Below are 24,263 nucleotides of genomic sequence, written 5' to 3'. Positions count from 1 at the left end.
CAATCTTGGCTTGAAGTTCCGAAGTGGAGCGGGCTGGTGGCGGATCGACCGGCCCAGGGATGCGCGTGTAGCATGCACGAAGGCAGGCGTTAAGAAATCGTCATCCCGACCGCCGAGGGTGGTGAAGGGTCGCACGAGGGCCACGCCCGGAGATGTCGCGCGATGGTGCGGGGGGGCGCAGGGGCCGCTGGGAGGGTGTGGGCGCGCGCCGCCGGCCGCTTTCCCGCACCGTCCCTGTGGCTCGGCACGCTCCGCGAGGGTCTGGCATCCGAATTCGAACGCGAGGTCGAGCAGCGCCGATTGTTTCCGTGGCTCGCCGTGGCGTTCGGACTCGGCATCCTCCTGTGCCTGACGATCACATCCGGCCCACCGATCCTGGCCGCCCCCCTTGTGGTCGCGGTGCTCCTCACGGCGGTGATGCCCTTCCTGGCCGCCCGCCCCGTGGCTTTGGCCCTCGTTCTCGGTCTCGCCGCCGCTTTTCTGGGCTTTGCCGCCGCCGCGTTCCGGGTGGCGCAGGTGGCGGGTCCGGTTCTGGCGCAGACCACCATCGCGCCCCTCGTCGGCCTGATCGAGGCCCTCGACGAGCGCGAGGAGGGGGCCCGCCTCATCGTCCGGGTTGAGAGCTTCGGCACCCTGGCGACGGAGCAGCGTCCGCGCCGGGTGCGGGTCTCGTTCAAGAAAGCACCGCCGCTGAAGCCCGGCGACCGCATCGCCGCGACGGCCCGCCTGCTTCCGCCACCGGAGGCGGCGAGGCCGGGCGGCTACGATTTCGCCCGCGATGCCTACTTTCGCGGGATCGGAGCGGTGGGCTCCCTCGTCGGCACGATCCAGGTCCGGCCCCCGCCCGAGAATATGCCCCAGTCCCTTCGCATCGCCGCAGCCGTTGACGACGCCCGCAACGCCCTCACGCGCCGCATCACCGACGCCAATGGCGGGCAGGCCGGGGCGGTGGCCGCCGCCCTGGTGACGGGCAAGCGCGGCCTCATCAACGGCGAGACCAACGACGTCCTGCGGGCGGCCGGGATCTATCACGTCGTATCGATTTCCGGCCTTCACATGGTGCTGGCCGCCGGTGTGGTGTTCTGGCTCGTGCGGGCACTCCTCGCCCTGGTGCCCGTGCTCGCCCTGCGCTGGCCGATCAAGAAGATCGCCGCCGCCTTCGCCATGGCGGGGGTGACGGCCTATTGCGTGTTCTCCGGCTGGGACATCGCCGCGGAGCGCGCCCTGATCATGACGCTCGTCATGCTGGGCGCGATCCTCGTGGACCGGCCGGCCCTCAGCATGCGCAACCTCGCCCTCGCGGCCCTCATTGCCCTGGCCCGCGAACCGGACGGACTCCTCGGCCCGAGCTTCCAGATGTCGTTCGGGGCGGTGGCCGGCCTCATCGCCTGCGCCCCCCTCATCGGCGCCCTGGGCCTGCGCGGACAGAGCGCCGGCCCCATCGGCCGCGCCGCCATCTGGGTCGCCACGGCCATCATCGGCACCCTGGCGACGACCCTCGTCGCGCAATTCGCCACGGCCCCGTTCGCCACCTATTACTTCCAGACGATCCAGCCCTTCGGCCTCGTTGGCAACGCTCTGACTCTGCCGCTGGTATCGCTCGCCGTCATGCCGGCGGCGGTCCTCGGCATCCTGGCCTACCCCTTCGCCCTCGATCAGCCGGTGTGGTGGCTCATGGGTCTCGCCGTGCGCGGTATGCTGACCATCTCGACTTGGATCGCCGGCTTTGAGCGCGCGACCTACGTGGTGCCAGCCTTCGGGCCCGCAGCCCTGGCGGCGATGGCCCTGGGCCTCGTCGCCCTCACGCTGCCGGTGTCGCGACTGCGCTGGCTCGGCCTACTGCCGATGGCGTTCGGCGTCGCCCTCGCTGCGAGCCCGATGCGGCCGGACATCTACATCGACCGTGAGGGAGCGGGCGTCGCGATCCGCGCTGCCGATGGCCGCTTGGCCACCCTGGGAAAACCGCCCAACTTCGTGCTGGAGCAATGGCTCAAGGCCGATGGCGATGGACGCAAAATCGGAACCGTCCTCGCCCTTCCAACGGCCCGTTGCGATCGTCTCGGTTGCACGGCGCGGATGCCGGACGGACGGGTGCTCGCCCTCGTCACTGACAAGCGAGCCTTGGGGGAGGATTGCGCCCGAGCCGACTTCCTGATCAGCCGCCGGGAAGTGCCCCCCGGCTGCACGGCCAAGCATATCCTCGACCGGCCCTTCCTCGCCGCGCATGGCGCGACGGCAATCCGCCTCCCGGCGGCGGGAGATCCCATCGTGACGACGGCGCGACGTCCAACCGATGTGGTGCCATGGCGCCCGTTGCGGCCACCAAAATCGACGGCCGCTCCCGCGAACACGGTTCCCGCCACGCCAAAAGTGCCCGAAACTGATGAACCCGACTTGTCGCCGGAAGGTTCGGGCGAACCCCCTCAGTAGCGTCGGACCAGACTGACGAGGCGTCCCTGGATCTGGACGCGATCGGGACCGAGAACGCGGGTCTCGTAGGCCGGGTTGGCCGCTTCCAGGGCAATCGACGAACCACGACGGCGCAGGCGCTTCAGGGTCGCCTCCTCATCGTCGATGAGGGCGACGATGATGTCACCGGTGTTGGCTGTATCCTGCTTGCGGATCACGACAAGATCGCCGTCGAGAATGCCGGCATCCACCATCGAATCGCCGCGTACCTCCAAGGCGTAGTGCTCGCCACCGGACAGAAAATCCGGTGACAGGGTCACGGAATGACTCTGCTCTTGGATCGCCGAGATGGGCGTGCCGGCCGCGATGCGACCCATGACCGGGATGGTGATGGCCCGGCCATCGCCGTCCGTCGCCCGCGTCGTCGGCAACCGCGCCGCCGGCATCCTTTCGACGGGCGCCTTGCCCTTGCCGCCCTCGACGATGCTCGGGGTGAAACGCCGCGCCTCCGAAGGGGGCGACGCCTTCACGGCGCCGGCCTGACCGCCAAGGCTTTCGGGCATGCGGATCACCTCGATGGCCCGCGCGCGATTCGGCAGGCGGCGCAGAAACCCGCGTTCCTCCAGGGCCGTGATCAGGCGATGGATGCCCGACTTCGACTTCAGATCGAGGGCGTCCTTCATTTCGTCGAATGAAGGCGGGACACCGCCCTCGCTCATTCTCTGCTGGATGAACTGGAGCAGATCCAGCTGCTTACGCGTCAACATGCCGACACTCTTCCTGCGATAGATGAAGGCAGCACAGGCTGCAGAAACAAATCACGAACACGCTAGACGTTCCGGAAGTGTTCCGCAAGGGTTCTGTCGAAAGTTGCAACTTCGTACGTAAACGTTCGCACCGGTATGCATCCTGGCTCCCCGGCTTCGAACCAGAAACGGTCTCGTATGAGGCGCGTCTCGCGGACGCTCGCGGATCGCCCGAGCGCTTCGCCCTTCGATCCCACGGATCTACAGGATGCGCCGGTCGAGGCGTAGGATGCGGCAGAGATCACCGGCCTTGGCGGCCTCGCCGTGGGGCGGCCGGATCAGCAGGGCCTCGGCGTGGCCGAGGACGGAAAGCATGGACGAATCCTGCCGGTTCTCTGGGAAGACGATCGGCAGCCGGTCGGGCGCGGTGTCGAGGCGTGCGCGCAGGTAATCCTGGCGGCCGTCATTGGCCGGCATGTCGTGGCCGAGACAAGCGGGTTCGCTGCGATCCTTCCCGGCGTGAGGATCACCCAGCAGCGCCCGGATCGCCGGCACGACGAAGAGCAGGCCGCAGACGATGGACGAGACCGGGTTGCCGGGCAATCCGATCACCGTGGTGGCACCGAGGCGCCCGTGCATCAGCGGCTTGCCGGGGCGGAGCGCCACACGCCAGAATCCGAGTTCGAGACCTTGGCGGGTCAGGGCCGATTGCACGAGGTCGTGGTCCCCCACCGAGGCCCCCCCGAGGGTCACGAGGATGTCGGCCCGCGCTTCGGCGGCGTGCAGGAGTGCCGCCTCAAGGGCCTCCAGGCTATCACCGGCGATGCCGAGATCGATGGTCTCCGCGCCGGCCTCGCGGGCGAGGGCCGCCACCGCGAGGGCATTGGAGGCGACGATCTGGTCCCAGCGCGCCGGCTCGCCGGGCCGTACGAGCTCGTCGCCCGTGGCGAGGATCGCCACGCGCGGGCGTCGGCGCACGCTGAGCCGGCCGTGGCCGGCGGCGGCGGCGAGCGCCGTGCGGCGGGCGTCCAGGGTGTCACCGGCGTGCAGAAGCGCATCGCCCTCGCGGAAATCGAGGCCACTCGGGCGCACGAAACGACCGGCCGCCACGGGTTCGCGGGCGGTCACCATGCCGTCCGCCGCCTCGGCGTTCTCCTGGATCAGGATGGCATCGGCGCCCTCGGGCACCGGGGCGCCGGTGAAGATCCGCACGGCCTCACCCACGCCGAGCGGACCGGTGAAACCGTGGCCGGCGGCACTTGTGCCGATGACCCGCAACGTCGCCGGACAGAGGGCGATGTCCTCGGCGCGCACGGCGTAGCCGTCCATGGCCGAGGCCGGGAAGGGGGGCTGGGTGCGGGTGGCGCACACCGCCTCGGCGAGGGTCCGGCCGGCGGCCTCCGCGATGGCGACGGCCTCGGCCGTCACGGGCCCCGGGAGCCCGGCGAGAATCCGGCGCAGGGCTTCTGCGACGGAGATCGGCCCGCTCAAACGGCATCCTCCGCCAGGTAGGCGCCTGAGCGACCGCCATCCTTGGACAGGAGCCGGATGCCCTCGATGCGCATACCCCGGTCGGCGGCTTTCACCATGTCGTAGATGGTCAGGCACGCCACCGAGACGGCGGTGAGGGCCTCCATCTCGACGCCGGTCGGCCCGAGGACCTTGACCTCGGCGCTGACCCGCAGGCCCGGCAGGGCCTCGTCGACTTCGCAATCGACCCGGACCTTGGAGATCAGGAGCGGGTGGCAGAGGGGGATGAGTTCATGGGTGCGCTTGGCCGCCATGATGCCGGCGAGCCGCGCCGTGCCGATGACGTCACCCTTCTTGGCATCGCCCTCGCGGATGAGCGCCAGGGTCTCGGCAAGCATCACCACCGTGCCGACGGCACGGGCCGTACGGGTGGTGGCGGCCTTGTCCGAGACATCGACCATGTTGGCCGCGCCCGCCGCGTCGAGATGGGTTAGTTCGGCCATGGCCCGGTCCTTACGCGTCCCCGAAGAGCAGGTGCCGGGTCGCTTCTGCGACATCGTCCTGGCGCATCAGGCTTTCGCCGACGAGGATCGTGCGAAGGCCGTTCTGTCCGAGCCGCACCACGTCGGCATGCCCGGAGATGCCGCTTTCCGCGACGGCGATTCGGTCCTTCGGCACAGAGTGACCGAGGCGGATCGCCGTCTCGAACGAGACTTCGAAGGTCTTGAGGTCGCGGTTGTTGATGCCGATGAGCTTCGTGCCGAGGGGAATCGCCCGGGCGAGCTCGGCATCGTCGTGGACTTCCACCAGCACGTCCATGCCGAGGTCGTGCGCAGTCTCGACCACGGCTTCCGCCTCGTCGTCGTCGAGGCAGGCCATGATGGCGAGGATGCAGTCGGCGCCCCAGGCCCGGGCCTCGAACACCTGATAGGGCTCGAACAGGAAATCCTTGCGCAGGACCGGCAACGAACAGGCATCGCGGGCCTGGGTGAGATATTCCGGCTTGCCCTGGAACGAGGGCGTGTCGGTGAGCACCGAAAGACAGGTGGTGCCGCCCTTCTCATAGGCCTTGGCGATGGCGGCGGGGTCGAAATCGGCGCGGATCAGCCCCTTCGACGGCGAGGCCTTCTTCACCTCGGCGATGAGGGCAGGGCGGCCTTGCGCGATATGGGCCGCAATGGCGTCGGCGAAGCCTCGGGGTGGGTTCATGCCGGACACCCGCTTCTCGAGCTTGGTCTGCGGCACCCGCAGCTTCGCTTCGGCGATCTCGCGCCGTTTGTAGGCCTCAATGCGGGCGAGCACGTCGTTCCGCCCGGGGGAGGCCGTGTCGTCGGTCTCGGAATCGGACATGAGACGGCCTTCAGGAGTTCGAGACGTGGACGAGGGCGGCCAGCGTCGCGCGGGCCGCTCCGGTATCGAGGGCGTCTTGCGCCCGCACGACGCCCTCACGGAGGGTCGCGGCGGCGCCCGCCACCACGAGGGCGGCGCCGGCATTGATGACGCCGATGTCGCGGTAGGCGTTGCGCGCACCCTCCAGCACTCCGTGCAGGGCGGCGGCGTTGTGTTCCGGGTCGCCGCCCCGGAGGGCGTCGAGGGTGTGGAGGCCGAGACCGACCTCGCGCGGGTCCAGGGTGGCGTGCGTCAGATGTCCTGCGTCCAACGCCACCACGGCGGTGGGGCCGGTCACCGTGATCTCGTCGAGGCCGTCGGAGCCGTGCACGGTCCAGACGCGCTCGCTGCCGAGTTCGGCCAGCACCCGGGTCAGGGGCTCGGCCCAGGCCGGCGCCGAGACGCCGAAGAGCTGGAACTTGACCCCGGCCGGGTTGGCGAGGGGACCGAGGAGGTTGAAGATCGTGCGCGTCGGCAACTCAGCCCGTACGGGTGCTACGTGGCGCATGGCGCCGTGGTGGGTCTGGGCGAACATGAAGCACAGGCCGGTTTCGGCGAGGCAGCGGGCAAGGCAGTCCGGGTCGAGACCGATGCGGACACCCAAAGCCGACAGAATGTCGGCGGCGCCCGAACGCGAGGTGGCAGCGCGGTTGCCGTGCTTGGCCACGGGCACGCCGCAGGCAGCCGTGACGATCGCGGCCAGCGTTGAGACGTTGTAGCTGCCGGAATGATCGCCGCCGGTGCCGACGACATCGATGGCGCCCGGCATGGCGGCCACGGGCAGCATCCGCGCCCGCATGGCCTCGACGGCACCGACGATCTCGTCGGGCGTCTCGCCGCGCACCTTGAGGGCGATGAGGAAGGCGCTGGCCTGGACCGGCGTCACCTCACCGGACAGCAGATCGTCGAAGGCACGGCGGGCCTCGGCGCGATCGAGACTCGTGCCGGCGGCGACTTTCGCGAGGAGCGGCTTGAACGAATCCACCTGAACGAATCCACGGGCCGTTTGGAATGAGATCAATCAGCTTTGATTGATGGCTCAATGCACGCCGGGCCGGTCCTTGTCACGCGCCGCGTTCCAGGCTGCCGCGATGTCGAGGAAATTCCGCAGGATCTGGGAACCGTGATGCGACAGGATGCTCTCGGGATGGAACTGCACGCCGTGCACCGGAAGGCGCGTGTGCTGCAGTCCCATGATGAGGCCGTCGGCCTCCGCCGTCACGGCCAGCGCCTCCGGGAAGTTCATGCGCTCGACCACGAGGGAATGGTAGCGCGTCGCATCGAACGGGCCATTGAGCCCGCGAAAGATGCCCGAGGCCCGGTGCTCGATGGACGAGACCTTGCCGTGCATGGGGGCGGGCGCCCGCACCACGTCCCCACCGAAGGCCTGCCCGATGGCCTGGAGCCCGAGGCAGACACCGAAGATCGGGATCTCGGCCGCCAGATCGCGCACCACGTCGAGGCAGATGCCGGCCTCGTTGGGCGAGCACGGCCCCGGCGACAGCACCACGGCATCGGGCGCCCGTTCGCGGATCTCCGGGATCGTGATCCGATCGTTGCGGACCACGTCGATGGAGCCGCACAGGGGACCGATCAGGTGGACGAGGTTCCACGTGAACGAGTCGTAGTTGTCGATGACGAGGACGTTGGACATCGGTCGCTCACTGGCCAGTGACGGCGGTTTGACCGCACGGGGCGGCCCGGTCAATCCTGGCGCCTACTGCCCCCGCCGCGCCCGGCTCGCATACATCACCGCATCCTCGGCGGCGCGGAACAGGGCCTTGGCTTTGTTGACGCATTCCTGCTGCTCGGAGGCCGGGTCGGAATCGTAGACGATGCCGGCCCCCGCCTGAACGTGCATGCGCCCGTCCTTCACGATGGCCGTGCGCAGGACGATGCAGGTGTCCATCTCGCCCCGCGCGCCGAAGTAGCCGATGCAGCCGCCATAGGGACCGCGCTTCTCGCGCTCCAGCTCGTCGATGATCTCCATGGCCCGCACCTTCGGCGCGCCCGAGACCGTGCCGGCGGGAAATCCCGCCGCGAGGGCGTCGAGGGTGTCGTGGCGCGGGTCGAGGTCACCCTCGACATTGGAGACGATGTGCATCACTTGACTGTAGTATTCGAGGAAGAACGAGCCCGTGACGGTGACGGACCCGATCTTTGCGACGCGGCCGACATCGTTGCGGCCGAGGTCGAGCAGCATGAGGTGTTCCGAGCGCTCTTTCGGATCGGCGAGTAGCTCCTGGGCGAGGGCCTTGTCCTCGGCCGGTGTCGCGCCGCGCCGGCGCGTTCCGGCAATGGGCCGGATGGTGACGCGTTCGTCGCGCACCCGCACGAGAATCTCGGGTGACGAGCACACCACCTGAAACGCCTCGAAGTCGAGGTAGCACAGGAACGGGGCCGGATTCGTGCGCCGCAGGGAGCGGTAGAGGGCGATGGCCGGCAGGGTGAACGGCGCTTCGAAGCGCTGCGACAGCACCACCTGGAACACGTCGCCGGCGACGATGTACTCTTTCGCCCGCGCCACCATGCCGAGATACTGTTCCGGCGTGGTGTTCGAAACGGGCTCGGGGGCCGCCATGGTGCACGGGTCGATGCGCGCCTCGATGGGCAGGGGGCCTTCCAGGGCCTCGGCCACCCGTTCCAGGCGGGCGAGGGCGGCCTCGTAGGCGGCGCGCGCGGTGACGCCGTGCTCGGGCCGCACGGGGCCAACCACGGTGATCACGTCGCGCACGGAATCGAACACCACCATCACCCGCGGTCGGACGAGGATCGCGTCGGGCACGCCGAGTGGGTCCGCGTTCGGGCTCCCAAGATTCTCCATGGCCCGGACCATATCGTAGCCGAGGTAGCCGAACAGGCCCGCCGCCATGGGCGGTAGAGCCTCGGCCTCGGTCTCGACGCCGATGGCGCTCTCGGCGATGAGGGCGCGCAGGCTCGCGAGCGGGAGCGCGTCCTCGGCGACGAACGCGGTGAGGCCGGGATCGCGGGCGATCTCGGGCCGGCCGTCGCGGCAGCGCCAGGCCAGATCCGGATCGAGGCCGATCATCGAGTAGCGGCCGCGCACCACGCCGCCCTCGACGGATTCGAGCAGGAAGGCCGCCCCGGGATAGCGCGCGCGCAGCTTGAGAAAGGCGGCGACGGGCGTCTCGAGGTCGGCCAGGAGGGTGAGGTTGAGGAGGGTCGGGCGCCCCGCCTCGTAGGCCTCCGTGAAGGCCGCGTCTTCGGGGGCTTGCGTCATCGATCGATCAATACTCGCCGCCGCCGACGGCCCGACGGAAGGCCGCCTGGTTGACGGTGATGCCGACGGATTTCTGCACCTCGGCGATGTACTCGCCGAGGACATCGTCGGCGAGCGTCGACTGGAAGCGCTTGGCGATCGCCGTGTCGGCCGGGGCACCGGGGACGTAGGCCGGCATGGTGGCGGCCGTGACCTTGAACAGGGCGCGGCGCTCGCCGGCTTCCGCCGAGGCCGACTTGTCCATCGCCGTGGCGAAGATGCGGTTCACCACGTCGGCGGTGAGGTCGCCCTGCGGCTGATTCCGGGCGATGTCGGACACGGACTCGACGTTGAGGCCGGCGGCCTGGGCCACGGCCTCGACGCTCTCGCCCTTGTCGAGGCGGTCGGACAGCTCCTTGGCCTTAGCGGCGAGGAGGCGCGCGCTCTCGGCGGCGCGCCAGCGCGCCACGACTTCGTCGCGGACGTTCTCCAGAGGCTTGTCGTGGGCGCGGTCGATGTTGGTGACGTCGTACCAGACATAGCCGCCCGACTTCGTGCGCAGGGGCTCGTTGTCGCCACCGATCTCGGAGCGGAACAGGGCCGTAACGGTGGTCTCGCGGTCGGGGATGCCCGCAACGGGATTGCCGTCCGCGTCGAGGCCCTGCGCATTCAGGACCGGAGCCGCCACGAGGGGGAGGCCGCGATCCTTGGCGATTTCGGGGAGCGGCTTCGTGTTGGCGCGGGCGTCCTCGATGGCGTCGTGGGCCGCCTCAATGCCGTCCGTGGCGCGCTCCAGCGCGATGGCCTTGGCGATGTCGGCCTGTACGTCGGCCAGGGGTTTCAGGGTCCCGGGTTCGATGGCGGTGACGCGCAGGAGCACGGTACCGAACCGTCCCTTCACGGGTGCGCTCACGGCGTCCTTGGCGAGTGTAAAGGCGGCGTCGGCCACGGGCTTGTCGAACAGCTCGGCATTGGTGAGGGTGCCAAGGGTCAGGTTCTTGGCGTCAGCCCCGCTCTCGGCGGCGACGGCCTCGAACGGCGCTTCGTTGGCCTCGATCTTCTTCCGCGCGGCCTCCGCCGATGCTTCGTCAGAGAACACGATCTGCTGGATCGTGCGGCGCTCCGGCGTGCCGTACTTCGCCTTGTCGGCCTCGTAGCGCTTGGCAATGTCCTCCGGGCTCACAGAGTCGGGCTTGGCCATGGCCTGGGGGTCGAGGACGAGGAGGTTCACGGCGCGGGTCTCGGGTGCGCGGAAGGCGAACTTGTTCTCGTCGTAGTAGGCTTTGAGCACCTCGTCCGTGGGAGGTGCGACCTCGCCCGCGAAGGAGGGCGGCAGCATCATGAGCGCCACGGCGCGCCGCTCGGTGGTGTAGCGGTGCACCGCCTCGCGGAGCGCGGCGGGCACGTGAAGGTCGGCGGCCACCGCCTCGGCGAGCTGGAGGCGGGCGGCGACGGAGCGCTGCTCGCGCACGAAGGTCGCCTCGTTGAGGCCGGCACGCTGAAGGGTCTGGAAGAACAGCGACGGATCGAACTTGCCGTCGGCGCCCTGGAAGCTCTTTTCCTCGCGGATGGCGCGCAGGACGGCGGCGTCCGGGATGCTCAGGCCGAGGGACGCGGTCTGGTGGTCAAGGGACGCTTCGCTCACGAGCTGGGCCAGGACCTGACGGTCGAGGCCGAGCGCCCGGGCCTGGTCCGGCGTCAGGGTGCGGCGGGTCTGGCTCTGGTAGCGCTGGAGCTGGTTCTGGTACGCGCTGCGCACGGCCTCGGCCGAGATCGGCGTCTTGCCGACGGTCGCCACCGTCGATGTGGAGCCGGCGCGAAAGAATTCCTCGACGCCGAAGATCGCGACGCCGGCGATGAGGAAGACGAACACCACGGAGAGGATGATCTTGCCGAGCCAGTGCTGGCTCGCCTTGCGCATGTTCGTCAGCATCGAAAGGTCCGGGTTCTTGTCTTTGAAAATGGCGCGCGGACGGGCCGGCGCCACTCTGAAGGTCGCCCGCGATAGACCATCCGCACGCCATCGCAAAGACCGCCGGCCCGACGCCCCGCCGGTTTGCGCCCCGCCCGACTGATCTGGTAGGGCCGGCACGAAGCTGGACTGGTCGACAGGTGGAGCGGAGATCCATGACGAAGACGGGGCGCAGGCCACTGGTCGCGGGCAACTGGAAGATGAACGGCCTGCGCGCCTCCGTCTCCGTCGTAGAGGCGGTGCGCAACGGTCTGAGCCCGGATCTGCTCGGCGACGTCGATGTCCTGATCTGCCCGCCTTCGACCCTGATTTCGTCCTGCGTCGCGGCGGTCTACGGCTCGCCCATCGCCATCGGCGGCCAGAATCTCCACGCCAAGCGCAGCGGTGCCTTCACCGGCAGCATCTCGGCGGAGATGCTGGCCGATCTCGGCGCCTCCTACGTGATCGTCGGCCATTCCGAGCGCCGGGCCTACCACCACGAGACCGACGACGGCGTCCACGCCAAGGCGCTCGGTGCGCGCCGCGCCGGCCTGTGCGGCATCATCTGCGTCGGCGAGACCCAGGACGAACGCGAGGAGGGCCGGACCCTCGACATCGTGCGGGCGCAGCTCGCCATCGGCGTGCCCAAGGGCGCCACGGGCGCCGACACGGTCATCGCCTACGAGCCGGTCTGGGCCATCGGCACCGGCCTGACCCCGACGCCAGCCGATATCGCCGAGGTCCATGCGTCCTTGCGCGAAATGCTCGGCCAGCTCATCGGCCCGGAGGCCGGAAAGGTGCGCATCCTCTATGGCGGCTCGGTCAAGCCCGGCAACGCCCGAGAATTGATGGCCGTCGAGAACGTCGATGGCGCCCTCGTCGGGGGCGCCAGCCTCGTGGCCGACGACTTCCTGGGGATCGTCGACGCCTACGCCCGGTAGCCGTTGGGAGAAGTGGCGTTCGCGTGCGTTCTCGTGTAACAGCCGGCCAAATAAGCGGCCGGCGCGGGTGCGTGCGTCGCGTCCGATCCCTCCCGCGTGTGCCGTGCCCGGTGCCGCCCCTGGATAAAAGATGCAGACCGTCCTGATCTCGATCCATCTCATCGTCGTCCTCGGCCTCATCGCCGTGGTGCTGCTCCAGCGCTCCGAGGGTGGCCTCGGTCTCGGCGGTGGCGGCAGCGGCGGCGTGTCCGGCTTCATGACCGGGCGCGGTCAGGCGAACGCCCTGACCCGGGCCACCGCGATCCTGGCCGCCCTGTTCTTTGCCACCAGCATGACGCTCGGGGTCCTGTCGCATCGCAGCGCCGCGCCGCGGTCGATCCTGGATGGTGCCGGCACATCTCAGCCCGCCAACCAGCCGAATGCCGGCAACCTGCTCGACACCCTTCGGCAGAATCAGGGCGGCGCTCAGCCGGCGGCCCCTGCCGCTCCGACCGCTCCCGTCGCCCCGGCGGCTCCCGAGGCGCCGCAGTCGCGCTGATCTCGGCCGGCGGTAGGCCGCACGAACTTCGTAGGTCCGATTTCGGTCGGGCCTGATCTCCGATTGTCGTTCCGGACGCGATACCCTGCGCCTGCCCTCGCGGCGCGGGGGATAAGCGTTTTTGTGGTTTGGCGAATCGTCCACCCTTGTTTATGGACCGAGGCCCATGACGCGGTACGTTTTCATCACCGGCGGCGTGGTCTCCTCGCTCGGCAAGGGTCTCGCATCGGCTGCCCTCGCGGCCCTGCTCCAGGCGCGCGGCCACACGGTCCGCCTGCGCAAGCTCGACCCCTACCTCAACGTCGATCCGGGCACGATGAGCCCGACGCAGCACGGCGAGGTGTTCGTCACCGACGACGGAGCCGAGACCGACCTCGATCTCGGCCATTACGAGCGCTTCACCGGTCTGCCGGCGACGCGGGCCGACAACATCACCACGGGCCGAATCTACCTCGACATCATCACCAAGGAGCGGCGCGGCGACTATCTTGGCGCCACCATTCAGGTCATCCCGCACGTGACCAACGCCATCAAGGCGTTCGTGCTCGAGGGCAACGAGGCGTTCGACTTCGTGCTCGTCGAGATCGGCGGTACGGTGGGCGACATCGAGGGCCTGCCGTTCTTCGAGGCGATCCGTCAGCTCGGTCAGGAACTGCCGCGCGGCGCCACTGCCTTCGTGCACCTGACTCTGCTGCCCTACATCCCATCGGCCGGCGAGCTGAAGACCAAGCCGACGCAGCATTCCGTCAAGGAGCTTCGCTCCATCGGTATTCAGCCCGACATGCTGCTGTGCCGCTGCGATCGTCCGATCCCCGTGGACGAGCGCCGCAAGCTCGCCCTGTTCTGCAACGTCCGCGAGACCGCCGTCATCGAGGCGCGCGACGTCGATTCCATCTACGACGTGCCGCTCTCGTACCGCGAGGCCGGCCTCGACCGCGAGGTGCTGGCGCATTTCGGCATCGAACCGAAGGGGGAGCCGGACCTGACCCGGTGGAAGACCATTTCGGAGCGCGTACGCAACCCCGAGGGCGAGGTCGCCATCGCCATCGTCGGCAAGTACACGGGGCTGAAGGACGCCTACAAGTCGCTCACCGAGGCCCTGACCCATGGCGGCATCGCCCACCGGGTCAGGGTGAACCTCGAATGGATCGAGGCCGAGGTGTTCGAGCGCGAGGACCCTGCGCCCTTCCTCGAAGGCATCAACGGCATTCTTGTCCCCGGCGGCTTCGGCCAGCGCGGCGCCGAGGGCAAGATCCGGGCAGCCCGCTATGCTCGCGAGCGCAAGATCCCGTATTTCGGCATCTGCTTCGGCATGCAGATGGCCGTGATCGAGGCGGCCCGGTCACTGGCCGGCGTGCCGGAGGCGAACTCGACGGAGTTCGGCGAGACCACGCAGCCCGTGGTCGGCCTGCTGACCGAATGGTTGCGCGGCAACGAGCTGGAGCAGCGCGCGGCCGCCGGCGACCTCGGCGGCACCATGCGGCTCGGCGCGTATGATGCGACCCTGCACGCCGACACCAAGATCGCCGAGATCTACGGCACAACGGCCATTTCCGAGCGCCACCGCCATCGCTACGAGGTCAACATGGCCTATCGCGAGCGCCTGGAGGCCAAGGGCCTGCGGTTTTCCGGACTGTCGCCGGACGGGCTCCTGCCGGAGACCGTCGAGCATGTCGGCCACCCGTGGTTCATCGGTGTGCAGTTCCACCCGGAACTGAAGTCCCGTCCGTTCGAGCCGCATCCGCTGTTCCAGAGCTTCGTCGGGGCGGCCATCGTCCAGAGCCGGCTTGTCTGAGGAGAGGGCGATGGTCTCGATCTCGGGGCTTCCCGCCTTCCTCGCCTACATGGCGGCGGCCGCTGGGCTCGTCGCACTTTATCTCGTGGTCTACCTGTCGGCGACGGCGCATCGCGAAATCGCCCTCATCCGAGCCAACAACAGCGCGGCGGCCCTGGCGCTCGGCGGAAGCCTCATCGGCTACACCCTGCCGCTGGCGGCCGCGATCACCAACGCACAGACGATTCTCGACTGCGTAATCTGGGGCCTCGTCGCCCTCGTGGTGCAGATCCTGATCTACCTCGTCGTGCGATTGATCCTGCCCGACCTGTCGCGGCGGATCGAGGCCGGCGAGGTTTCGGCCGCCATCCTCATCGCCGCGTTCTCCCTGGCCGGCGGCCTCGTCGACGCGGCGGCGATGACCTACTGACGCCTTCCCGCCGGGCGTCCCGCCGGACTTTTTCCTACGATCGCGCGCTTCCAAGGCGCCCGGCCGATGCTAAGCTTCGGCATGGCGCGACAACCCGGTCGCGCGGGAGAGGACCGTGCGTCGCGCCGCATCTGAGATGGCATCGCAGACCGAATCGTCGGCGTCGCGCTCGAAGCGCTCGCAGACCGTCACCCTCGTTCTGCTGGCGGGCGCCGGTGCCACAGCCCTGGCCCTGACGCAGGTCGATCCATCCCAGCGCGAGGAAGATGTCCTCGTCTATCCGACCCCCGAGGCCTGTACGGCCGGCCGAGTTCGCACGGAGGCGGATTGCCGGCGCGACTATGCCACGGCGCTGGCCGCCTACCCGGACTCCGCGCCGCGCTACGGAACGCTCACGGGGTGCGAAGCCCATCACGGCGCGAACCGTTGCCTGAATGGCGCCGTCGTCGCTGCGAGCGACACGGGCCAGTTCGTGCCGATCATGGCGGCCTTCCTCCTCGGCCGGCGGCCCGAGCAGGAACTCACCCCACAGCCGGTCTATGATCACCGCCCCGAAGAGGCGGCCCGGGGATTCGTCGGCAGTGGCGGTGGTGGCGGGTACTGCACGGGCTGGGGCGGCCGTGTCGTCACGAGCAGCGGCGGTACGGCATCGAGTGCCCGCGTCGCCTCGTCCGCCGTCCGGCGCGCCAGCTTCGGCGGGTTCGGCGGCACTGGGCGCGGTTTCTCGGCCCATGGTAGCGGTTCGAGCCATGGAAGCGGCGGCTGATGCGCCGCGTTCCCCTCGGGGCCCGGCCCGACTGGCGCGCGACGGCCCGCGCCAACGGCTTCACCTTCCACGGCTCCGACGGCTTGGATTACTGGGACGAGAGCCATGCCTACGGCTTCACCCTCGCGGAGATCGAGGCGGACATCGAGGGGCCGAGCACCGAGCTCCATGCCCTCTGCCTCGCCTTCGTCGCCGACGCGGTGGAAGATGAGCGCATCCTCGCCTCCCTGGCGATCCCCGAGCACGCCTGGGACGCGGTGCGAGTGAGCTGGCGGCGGGGCGACCCGTCCCTCTATGGCCGCCTCGACTTCGCCTATGGCGGCATCGACCCAGCCAAGCTCCTCGAATACAACGCCGATACCCCGACCGCCCTCTACGAGACCGGCGTGTTCCAGTGGCTCTGGCGTGAGGACGCGATGGCCTCCGGCCGCCTTCCCCCAGGGGCCGACCAGTTCAACACCGTCCACGAGCGGTTGATCGCGCGGTTTCGCGAGATCGGCGCCGGGGGCGACGTGGCCTTCACGGCCTATGCCGACGCGCCCGAGGATCGCGGCACCGTGGCGTATCTGGAGGATTGCGCGCGTCAGGCCGGGCTCGGAACGCGCTTTCTCGATCTGGCCGACATCGGTCTCAGACCGGACGGCACCTTCGTCGATCGGGTGCTCTGCCCGATCCCGCTGCTGTTCAAGCTCTACCCGTGGGAATGGGCTTTCGCCGACCCCTTCGGCACGGCGCTCCACGCCACGCCGACGCGGTTCCTGGAACCGTCCTGGAAGGCGGTTCTCTCCAACAAGGGCCTGCTCGCCCATCTTTATGCCCGCGAACCCGGCCATCCCAACCTGCTGCCGGCCTTCTTCGAGACCGATCCGGCGAAGGCGAGCCTCGGGCAGTCCTTCGCGCGAAAGCCCCTGTACTCGCGCGAGGGCGCCAACGTGCTGATCCTGCGGGACGGCCAGGTCCTGTCGAATGCCGGCGGACCCTACGGCACCGAGGGGTTCATCCGTCAGGGCTTGGCGGAGCTGCCCGATTTCAACGGCAGGCGACCACTCGTCGGGTCCTGGATCGTCGGGGACGTCGCGGTCGGCATCTGCGTGCGCGAGGGGGCCGGTCCGGTCACCACCGACACGGCCTTGTTCGTCCCGCATTTCATCGAGGCCGAGTGACGTTGAGATGCGGCTGTCAAACTGCCGGTGCGGACCTATCTGACGGCGACGTGGTATCGGGTCCCGACGCCCCGCGTTCCGCCGCGACCCAGACGGATGCCCGTGTGACCGAAATCCTGTTCTATCATCTGCAGCACCAGCCCCTGGAACGTGTCCTGCCGAGCCTCGTCGAGCGCTCCCTGGCCCGGGACTGGCGGGCGGCGATCCAGGCGGCGAGCGAGGAGCGTCTCCAGGCCCTGGACGATGGGCTATGGACCTATACCGACGACAGCTTTCTGCCCCACGGCACCGACCGTGACCCGGACCATGCCGGCCAGCCCGTCGTCCTGACCCTCAGGGACACGAACCCCAACGAAGCCGCCATCCGCTTCCTCGTGGAGGGCGCGCCCCTGCCGGCGGACGCCGCCGACTATGCGCGCATCTGCGTGCTGTTCGACGGCACCGATCAGGACGCCCTCCTGCGCGCCCGAGAGCAGTGGAAGGAGGCCAAGGCCGCCGGACACACCATCGCCTACTGGCAGCAGGACGAGGATGGTCGCTGGCAGAAGAAGGCCTGATGCACGCCCCCGAAGGATACGCCATGCAACGCCTCGCCCTCGGCCTCGCGGCCGTGCTGATCGCCGCCACGCCGCTCATCGCTCAGCCCTCGCCGCATGGAGAGCGTCCGGCGCAGGAAGTGCGAAAGCCCCCCGAAGCGCGGGGGCCCGAAGGGCGCAAGCTGCCCGCCGACGCGGTGACCGAGCACAAGGTCACGTTGCCGGATGGGCGAATCCTGGCTTTCACGGCGCGCGCCGGCAGCCTGCCCCTCGTGGACGAGGCCGGCAAGCTCCAGGCGGAGATTGCCTACGTCGCCTACACGATGCCGGGCAAGGAGGGTGCGCCGCGCCCCGTCACCTTTGCCCTCAACGGCGGTCCGGGGGCTGCCTCGGCCTACCTCAACATCGGCGCCCTCGGGCCGTGGCGCCTCCCGGTCGAGGGAGCGAGCATCAGCCCGTCCGCGCCGGTCGATCTGGTGCCGAACGACGGCACCTGGCTCGATTTCACCGACCTCGTCTTCATCGATCCCGTCGGGACCGGCTACAGCCGCGCGGCAGACGGAGACGGTAAGAAGTACTGGACTGTGGAGTCCGACGCGTCGGTCCTGTCCTCGGCCATCGCCCGCTGGCTGCGCGTCAACGAACGCATGGCGGCACCGAAATTCTTTGTCGGCGAGAGCTACGGCGGGTTCCGGGGGCCGCTCATCGCCGCGAAGCTTCAGGAAGAGATCGGCATCGGCCTGTCGGGCCTCGTCCTGCTCTCGCCGGTCCTCGATTTCGCCTGGCTTCAGACCCCGCGCACGACGCCGTGGGGGCACGTCCTCAAGTTGCCGTCCTTCGCCGCCGCCGCCATCGAACGGGCGGGGGGCACGCCGACACGGGCGACATTGGCCGAAGCGGAGGCCTACGCCACCGGCCCCTACCTCGCCGACCTCCTGAAGGGTCCGTCGGACACCGCCGCCGTGGCGCGCCTCGCCGACCGCGTCGGGGGCCTCGCCGGGCTCGATCCGGCCTTCGTCCGCCGGCAGGCCGGGCGGCTGTCGTCGAACGGCGTCCAGCGCGAGATCGGCCGCGACACCGGCCGCGTCGCCAGCGCCTACGACACCGGCGTCACCGGCTGGGACCCCGACCCGGCGGCCTTGTCGTCGGGCTTCGAGGATCCGCTGCTCACGGCCATCCAGGCGCCGCTGACGAGCGCGATGATCGCCCTCTACACGGAGCGCCTGAACTGGAAGGTGCCGGATCTCCGCTACGAACTCCTCAACAACGCGGTCAATCGGGGCTGGACCTGGGGCAGCGGGCGCATGGCGCCGGAGGCCATCGGTACCCTGCGCGGCGTCCTGGCGCTCGACGGCAATCTGCGGGTGCTGGTGGCCCATGGCTTCACCGACCTAGTGACGCCGTACTTCGCCTCGAAACTCCTCATCGACCAGATGCCGGCGTTTGGCGGCGGCCGCCTCGATCTCGCCGTGTACCCGGGCGGACACATGTTCTATTCCCGCCCGGATTCGCGCGCCGCCTTCCATAAGGATGCCGCCGACCTGTTCGCGAAGGCGCTGGACGCGCGGCGGATACCGGGAGGCGACGCCGGCAAGTCTCGATCCAAGGATACGCCGTGATCTCAGACTCCGCGCACCCGCTGCCGCATCTCGGCGCGCTCGTCCTCATCGGATGGGGTCTGTCCGCTTGTACCAGCGTGGAGACACGGGTTCACGAGCCGGTACCGGTGGCGGCACCCGCACCGAGGCCCGCACCGGCGCCCACGTTTTCCGGTCTGGTGCTGACCGGCGACGGCACCTGTACCGGCCCGGTACCTACGACGGCAGCCGCCATCGAGCCCGGCATCGGCGAATGCGATCTGGTGCGCCTCAAGGGTAAGCCGCCGACGGATGTTCTCGTCGGTGAGGGGCGTTCGGGCCGCGAGGTCCAGGTGCTCTACACGGAGCCCGGCGCGAAAGAGCTGTACTTCTTCGTCAACAACCGCCTCGACCGCATCGTGAAGTAGGCGCACCGAGCGTCAATAGCTCGGCACCAGCCGTTCCTCCGGCATCGGCGCCTCCAGATGGAAGCGCAGACCGGCGGGGTCGTATTCGATGGCGACGAGTGCGTTGCATTGCTGAGCCAGCACCCGCTGCAGCAGGGTCGAACCGAAGCCCTTGCGTTCCGGGACGGACACGGTCGGTCCGCCGGATTCCGTCCAATCGAGGTTGAGCGTACGGCCGGTTTCCCCCTGCGTCACCGACCACGTCACGGCGATCCTGCCTCCCGGCTGCGACAGGGCGCCGTGCTTGGCCGCATTGGTGGTCAATTCGTGGAATGCCATTCCGGCCGGTACCGCGAGGTCGGCGGCGAGCTCGATGGCCGGACCATTGAGGACGATGCGCTTGCCATCAGCCGCGTTGTAATGGCCAAGCTCGTTCTGCAGGAGCTCGTGCAGGGGCGCCGTCTGCCAGTAATCTTCCGTCAAAAGCGTATGGGTCTTGCCCAGCGATACGATGCGGTCGGAAAAGGAATGGTAGAACGTGTCGATGTTCTTCGTACTGCGCGCCGTGGCCCCGAGGAGACCTTGGACGGTCGCGAGGGTGTTCTTCACCCGGTGATGAAGCTCGCGGATAAGGAGCGCCTGGCGCTCGTGGGTCTTCTCACGTTCCGCAAGATGCGCTTCGACCTCCCATTGCCGGCGCCGCGCCCGCAGGGCCGAGCGTACCGCGCTAGCAAGGACGGCGGGGTGGAACGGGCGTTCGAGAACGGTGACGTTGCCCAGAAGTCCGGTCAGGCGCTCGTCGGGCGTTGCCCCGCGATGGTTGAGAAGCACGAAGGGGAAGTCCGACCAGGTCGGCTGACGCTTCACCCAACCGGCGATGGCGCGACGGTCCGACTTCAGGAGCGCTTCCTCGGTGATGACCGCGCATGCGGCGCCATCGAGCCCGGCGACGAGGTCGGCGAGGTTCGCCGCGATGTGTGAGGCGATGCTGACCTCCTGCAGGATCGCCTGCGCCACCTTCCCGTCCCGGCCGATGGGTGCAAGGATCAGGACGACGGATTCACGAGTCGGCATGAAGACCGCCGAGTTCGGACTTTCCCGTATCCCGGTCGTCGAGGAGGTCGCGGCGGTCGCCGTCGTAGGTGGGCACGCCGGTGAGCACCCCGTGGAACCCCGTCAACGCTTCGCCGACCCGCAGGCCCTTTCGGTCGATCCGGAACTCGCGGATCGTGTCTTCGTGCAATCCGGTGCGCTTCTTCAGCACCGAGAGGGCGCGGCGCACCCGGCCCGAGGCTTCGAAGAACCGCAGCATCACCACGGTGTCGCTGACGTAGGTCAGGTCAACGGGGGATTCCATCCGACCGACCATGCCGTGCTGGGCCAGGATCAGGAGGGTGACCACGCCCTGCTGGTTCAGGTAGGTCACCAGCTCGTGCATCTGCAGCACGAGGGCCGGCTCCCCCGTCATCGCGCTCATGTAGCCCGTGAGACTGTCGATGACGACGATCCGGGCGCCGTCCTCCTCCACGGCGTCGCGGATGCGCGCCGCGAAATCGCCTGGCGAGACATCGGCCGGATCGATCTGCTCGATCCGCAGGCGACCGGCCTCGACGTGGCCGGTGAGATTCATGCCGACGCCGGCCGCACGCCGGAGAAGGATACCGATGGTCTCGTCGAAGGAGAGCACGAGGGCGTGTTCATTCCGTTCGAGGGCCGCAACGAGGAAGCTCAGCGCCAAGGTCGATTTGCCGGCGCCCGAGGGGCCCATCACCAGGGTCGTGGTGCCCCGGTCGAGACCGCCGCCGAGGACGCTGTCGAGTTCGGGGACGTTGCTTGCGACGGACTCGTCCGAAAAAGGAGCATGGCGCCCGGCGGCAACGAGGCGCGGGTGGACGCGCAGGCCGCCCTTCAGGATGGTGAAATCGTGGAAGCCGCCATGGTACTTCGTACCCCGCATTTTAATGACGTGCAGCCGGCGACGGGCGGCGCCGTAGCCCGGGATCACCTGCTCCAGGCGGATCACCGCATGGCTGAGGGAATGCAGGTTGACGTCGTCCGCGCTGAGGTCGTCGAGCATCAGCACGGTCGCGTTGTTGATGAGGAAGTAGCTCTTGAGGGCCAGCACCTGACGCCGGTAGCGCAGGGCCCCCTGGGACAGCAGGCGGATATCCGAAAGGCTGTCGAACACCACCCGTGACGGCCGCACCCGCTCGATCTCGGCCAGCGCCATCTGCAGGGTCTCGCCGAGTTCGAGGTCGGAGGAGTGGACCAGGCTCTGCTGAAGCTCCGCATCAAGGCTGAGTTCGGGCGGCACCAGTTCATAGATGTCGATGCCGTCGAGGTTCCAGCCATGGCGCTCGGCCACCGAAAGAAGTTCGCGCCGGCTTTCCGACAGGGTGATGTAGAGTACCCGCTCGCCCAGCTTCACGCCGTCCATGAGAAATTGGAGGCTCAGGGTGGTCTTACCCGCTCCGGGCCGACCCTCGATGAGGTGCGCCCGCTGGGCCGCGTAACCGCCGTTGAGGATCTGGTCGAGGCCCGGCACGCCCGTAGGGATCGGCGCAGCATCGGTGGCGAAGGACATAAACGGACTCGGTCGATCGAGGTGAGAGGTCGTGTGAGGCGAATGAAATGCATCGTCTCCAGCCTAACGCAACAGGCGGCCCGCAGAGGCGTTCCCCACGTGACGTGAGGGGCCGAGGGCGTAGGCCAGCTCTGAGCCGTGCGGCCGCACACGGCGAACGGACGTGTCGGCGGCTGATCGACCCTTTGCAGACGGCTAAGCGCGCCGTATCACGGCCGGCCTCGGCCGTGCGGGGCGTACCGTCCGGGTCGGCCCACCCGCGAAGCCCTTTCGAGCCGACGGAGCCGGATCTTCCGATGCGCGAACCGAACGCGATCGACTTCTGGCGCGGGCTCGCCCTCGTCACGATCTTCGTCAATCACATCCCAGGCAACACCTTCGAGCGCTACACCTACTCGCAGTACGGCATCTCGGATGCCGCCGAGCTGTTCGTGTTCCTCGCCGGCTGGTCCATCGGCATCGCCACACGGGGGCGGGACGGCTATCCCGAGCCGCGCCTCAAGACCGTCCTGCGGCTGCTGTCGCGCACCATCGAGGTCTATCGGGCGCAGATCACCACCATGGCGCTCGCGCTCGGGATGATCGCCGGCACGGCCCTCGCCCTCGACAACCCGCTGCTCCTCGAATGGCACAATGCCGGTGGATTCTTCGCCGACCCGATCCAGACCATGGTCGGCTTCGTGCTGCTGACGCACCAGCTCGGGTTCTTCAACATCCTGCCGCTCTATGTGGTGCTGCTCGGGATCGCACCGGTCTTCGTCCTCCTCGCCCGGGCGAACAGCATCGCGGCCCTGGCCCTGTCCTTCGGACTTTACGGGGCGAGCCTCGTATTCGCGTGGAACCTGCCGTCCTGGCCCGGGGAGGGCGACTGGTTCTTCGATCCCCTGTGCTGGCAGCTCCTTCTCGTCCTCGGCTTCGTCGCGGAGGACTGGAACCGACGCTCGCCCTGGCTGCGGACTTGGTCGGTGCGCCTCGTGCCCCTCGGTATCGCCATCGTCGCCACGGGCATCGTCCTGGCAGTTCTCGAGATCCGGCCCGACCCGCTCCTCGTGCCAGAGCCGCGCCTGCTCTTCACCTTCGACAAGACGTACCTGACTCCCGCGCGGCTCATTCACTTCGTCGGGATGCTGCTCGCCTTCCAGACCCTCTACGCCGTGCTGGCGCCACGCCTCGGCCCGGTGACCGGGTACTTCGCCAGCCTCGGGCGCAATTCCCTCGCAGTCTTCTCCATCGGATCGCTCCTCAGCCTCGCCGCGCAACTGGTCCGCTTCTGGACGGGGGGCGGTGTCTTCGTTGACGTTTCCGTCGTAGGATCGGGCGTGATCGCACTGGGTTTCACCGCATGGTTCGTCGAATGGCGCTCCCGCAAGCCGCGGCCCTCCTCGCCGCCAGCCTGACGCTCGCCGTGTCGGGCCTGGCGGCGTGGGCCAATCCGGCTTCCCCTGCGGGCCCGGTCACCGTGGTCTCGCCCCCGAAGCCCGCAGCCGGCAGCGACGGGGCCGAAGCCCTCGACGTGAGTTTGTCGCCCGAATGCCGGGTGCCGGGCTCGAAGCTCTACACCCTGGCACGCCTCGGGGCGGTCAAGCTCGCCCTGCAGGAGAAGCGCCCGGTGCGGGTGCTCACCATCGGTTCATCCTCGGCCGGGCTCGGGGCGTCGGCGACCTACCCGGTCAAGCTCGAGACCGCCCTGGAGCGCTCCCTGCCCGACGTCGACGTGGTGGTGGAGAGCCGCGGCATGCAGGGCGAGATCGCATCCGGTGCCGCCGAGCGCCTGCGCAACATGGTCGCCGAGGTCGAGCCCGACCTCGTGATCTGGCAGGTCGGCACCCACGACGCCCTTGCGCGGGTGGACGCCGAGGCCTTCGCCAGTGCCCTGGACGAGACCGTGCAATGGATCAAGGGCCACGAGATCGACGTGGTGCTGGTCACGCCGGTCTACACCGCCAGCCTCGCATCCGACGAGTACTACAACAGCCTCGTGCGCAAGGTTCAGGAAGTCGCCCTGCGCGAGGGCGTGCCCCTGGTGCAGCGCTACGAGGCGATGCGCTATCTCTCCGGCCAGGGCCAGAAGGGGGAGGGGCACCTCCTGGGCTCGCAGTTCCGCCTCAATGATCTCGGCCTGCGCTGCATGGCCGAGCACGTCACCCGCGCCATCACCCTGTCGCTGCTGCAGGCCGATCCCGCCGTCACCGGAACGGCGAAGCCGCCCGCGGCTGTGATCGTTCCGCCCCGCGACGCTGCAGCAAAGGCGACGTCGCCGCCGCCGCCCGTCCTCATCGCGCCCGGCGATTGACCTTCGCGCTTAACCGCGCCGCAAGGCCCATGCTCTAAACCCGGTTCCGTCGAGCCGGGGAAGCACAGA

At 68.9% G+C, this 24,263-nt stretch carries 22 protein-coding genes; 12 read left to right on the top strand and 10 right to left on the bottom strand.

Features of this window, described 5'->3' with window-relative positions:
• The first annotated feature begins 162 nt into the window (after positions 1-162).
• On the top strand, positions 163-2,430 hold the full coding sequence (locus ASF28_RS01200; RefSeq protein WP_082475937.1) for a ComEC/Rec2 family competence protein: 2,268 nt from the start codon (positions 163-165) through the stop codon (positions 2,428-2,430).
• Here ASF28_RS01200 and lexA read toward each other — a convergent pair.
• The 8 genes from lexA to ASF28_RS01160 form a co-directional block, all read right to left on the bottom strand.
• Entirely contained in the window at positions 2,424-3,176 is a 753-nt protein-coding gene (gene lexA, locus ASF28_RS01195) for a transcriptional repressor LexA (RefSeq protein ID WP_056086552.1), read from the bottom strand. The two genes, ASF28_RS01200 and lexA, sit on opposite strands and share 7 nt — an antisense overlap.
• 240 nt (positions 3,177-3,416) lie before the next feature.
• Entirely contained in the window at positions 3,417-4,646 is a 1,230-nt protein-coding gene (locus ASF28_RS01190) for a molybdopterin molybdotransferase MoeA (protein WP_056086549.1), read from the bottom strand.
• Entirely contained in the window at positions 4,643-5,128 is a 486-nt protein-coding gene (moaC, locus tag ASF28_RS01185; protein WP_056086546.1) for a cyclic pyranopterin monophosphate synthase MoaC, read from the bottom strand. The genes ASF28_RS01190 and moaC overlap by 4 nt, the downstream gene beginning before the upstream one ends.
• Positions 5,129-5,138: 10 nt before the next feature.
• Complete coding sequence (gene trpC / locus ASF28_RS01180; protein ID WP_056086543.1) at positions 5,139-5,975, bottom strand: indole-3-glycerol phosphate synthase TrpC; 837 nt, start codon at positions 5,973-5,975, stop codon at positions 5,139-5,141.
• A 10-nt stretch (positions 5,976-5,985) separates the two neighbouring features.
• Positions 5,986-6,999: an anthranilate phosphoribosyltransferase gene (gene trpD, locus ASF28_RS01175; RefSeq protein ID WP_056086540.1), complete on the bottom strand. Its 1,014-nt coding sequence runs from the start codon at positions 6,997-6,999 to the stop codon at positions 5,986-5,988.
• 54 nt (positions 7,000-7,053) lie between these two features.
• Positions 7,054-7,668 carry an anthranilate synthase component II gene (locus ASF28_RS01170; protein WP_056086536.1) on the bottom strand — a complete coding sequence of 205 codons (615 nt, stop codon included), beginning with the start codon at positions 7,666-7,668 and terminating at the stop codon, positions 7,054-7,056.
• Between the two features lie 63 nt (positions 7,669-7,731).
• Positions 7,732-9,255, bottom strand: a complete 1,524-nt coding sequence (trpE, locus tag ASF28_RS01165; RefSeq protein ID WP_056086533.1) for an anthranilate synthase component I — start codon at positions 9,253-9,255, stop codon at positions 7,732-7,734.
• 7 nt (positions 9,256-9,262) lie between these two features.
• Positions 9,263-11,167 carry a SurA N-terminal domain-containing protein gene (locus ASF28_RS01160; protein WP_056091014.1) on the bottom strand — a complete coding sequence of 635 codons (1,905 nt, stop codon included), beginning with the start codon at positions 11,165-11,167 and terminating at the stop codon, positions 9,263-9,265.
• A 194-nt stretch (positions 11,168-11,361) separates the two neighbouring features.
• On the opposite strand from ASF28_RS01160, the gene tpiA reads away from it, so the two are divergent.
• The 9 genes from tpiA (at position 11,362) to ASF28_RS01115 (ending at position 19,338) form a co-directional block, all read left to right on the top strand.
• Positions 11,362-12,126 (top strand): triose-phosphate isomerase, encoded by a 765-nt coding sequence (tpiA, locus tag ASF28_RS01155; RefSeq protein WP_056086531.1) that lies wholly within the window; start codon positions 11,362-11,364, stop codon positions 12,124-12,126.
• Between the two features lie 130 nt (positions 12,127-12,256).
• Positions 12,257-12,664, top strand: a complete 408-nt coding sequence (gene secG, locus ASF28_RS01150; RefSeq protein WP_056086528.1) for a preprotein translocase subunit SecG — start codon at positions 12,257-12,259, stop codon at positions 12,662-12,664.
• A 166-nt stretch (positions 12,665-12,830) separates the two neighbouring features.
• Positions 12,831-14,459, top strand: coding sequence for a CTP synthase (locus ASF28_RS01145; protein WP_056086525.1), 1,629 nt, complete (start codon positions 12,831-12,833; stop codon positions 14,457-14,459).
• Positions 14,460-14,469: 10 nt separating this feature from the next.
• On the top strand, positions 14,470-14,868 hold the full coding sequence (locus ASF28_RS01140) for a DUF350 domain-containing protein (protein ID WP_056086522.1): 399 nt from the start codon (positions 14,470-14,472) through the stop codon (positions 14,866-14,868).
• 136 nt (positions 14,869-15,004) lie between these two features.
• Positions 15,005-15,634 carry a DUF1190 domain-containing protein gene (locus tag ASF28_RS01135; RefSeq protein WP_200912635.1) on the top strand — a complete coding sequence of 210 codons (630 nt, stop codon included), beginning with the start codon at positions 15,005-15,007 and terminating at the stop codon, positions 15,632-15,634.
• Positions 15,634-16,797, top strand: coding sequence for a glutathionylspermidine synthase family protein (locus ASF28_RS01130; RefSeq protein ID WP_056086519.1), 1,164 nt, complete (start codon positions 15,634-15,636; stop codon positions 16,795-16,797). The genes ASF28_RS01135 and ASF28_RS01130 overlap by 1 nt, the downstream gene beginning before the upstream one ends.
• A gap of 104 nt (positions 16,798-16,901) precedes the next feature.
• Positions 16,902-17,354 carry a DNA polymerase III subunit chi gene (locus ASF28_RS01125; protein ID WP_056086517.1) on the top strand — a complete coding sequence of 151 codons (453 nt, stop codon included), beginning with the start codon at positions 16,902-16,904 and terminating at the stop codon, positions 17,352-17,354.
• A gap of 23 nt (positions 17,355-17,377) precedes the next feature.
• The gene (locus ASF28_RS01120) at positions 17,378-18,952 is read left to right on the top strand and encodes a S10 family peptidase (protein ID WP_244474857.1); all 1,575 of its coding nucleotides are present in this window, start codon (positions 17,378-17,380) and stop codon (positions 18,950-18,952) included.
• The gene (locus tag ASF28_RS01115) at positions 18,952-19,338 is read left to right on the top strand and encodes a hypothetical protein (RefSeq protein WP_244474947.1); all 387 of its coding nucleotides are present in this window, start codon (positions 18,952-18,954) and stop codon (positions 19,336-19,338) included. Before ASF28_RS01120 ends, ASF28_RS01115 begins: the two co-directional genes overlap by 1 nt.
• A 12-nt stretch (positions 19,339-19,350) precedes the next feature.
• On the opposite strand, the gene ASF28_RS01110 is transcribed toward ASF28_RS01115, so the two are convergent.
• Together ASF28_RS01110 and ASF28_RS01105 are read right to left on the bottom strand one after the other, a co-directional pair.
• Positions 19,351-20,391, bottom strand: coding sequence for a sensor histidine kinase (locus tag ASF28_RS01110; RefSeq protein WP_056086512.1), 1,041 nt, complete (start codon positions 20,389-20,391; stop codon positions 19,351-19,353).
• Positions 20,378-21,901 (bottom strand): ATPase domain-containing protein, encoded by a 1,524-nt coding sequence (locus tag ASF28_RS01105; RefSeq protein WP_056086509.1) that lies wholly within the window; start codon positions 21,899-21,901, stop codon positions 20,378-20,380. The genes ASF28_RS01110 and ASF28_RS01105 overlap by 14 nt, the downstream gene beginning before the upstream one ends.
• Positions 21,902-22,197: 296 nt before the next feature.
• Between ASF28_RS01105 and ASF28_RS01100 the strand changes: the two genes are divergently transcribed.
• Both ASF28_RS01100 and ASF28_RS01095 read left to right on the top strand, forming a co-directional pair.
• Positions 22,198-23,298, top strand: a complete 1,101-nt coding sequence (locus ASF28_RS01100) for an OpgC family protein (protein WP_056086506.1) — start codon at positions 22,198-22,200, stop codon at positions 23,296-23,298.
• Positions 23,256-24,194 carry an SGNH/GDSL hydrolase family protein gene (locus ASF28_RS01095; protein ID WP_056086503.1) on the top strand — a complete coding sequence of 313 codons (939 nt, stop codon included), beginning with the start codon at positions 23,256-23,258 and terminating at the stop codon, positions 24,192-24,194. The genes ASF28_RS01100 and ASF28_RS01095 overlap by 43 nt, the downstream gene beginning before the upstream one ends.
• Positions 24,195-24,263: the final 69 nt, after the last annotated feature.

The organism is Methylobacterium sp. Leaf99 (assembly GCF_001422375.1).
GTDB lineage: Bacteria > Pseudomonadota > Alphaproteobacteria > Rhizobiales > Beijerinckiaceae > Methylobacterium.
Note: the sequence above shows the minus strand (reverse complement) of the source record. Positions and strands in the feature narration are given on the sequence as shown.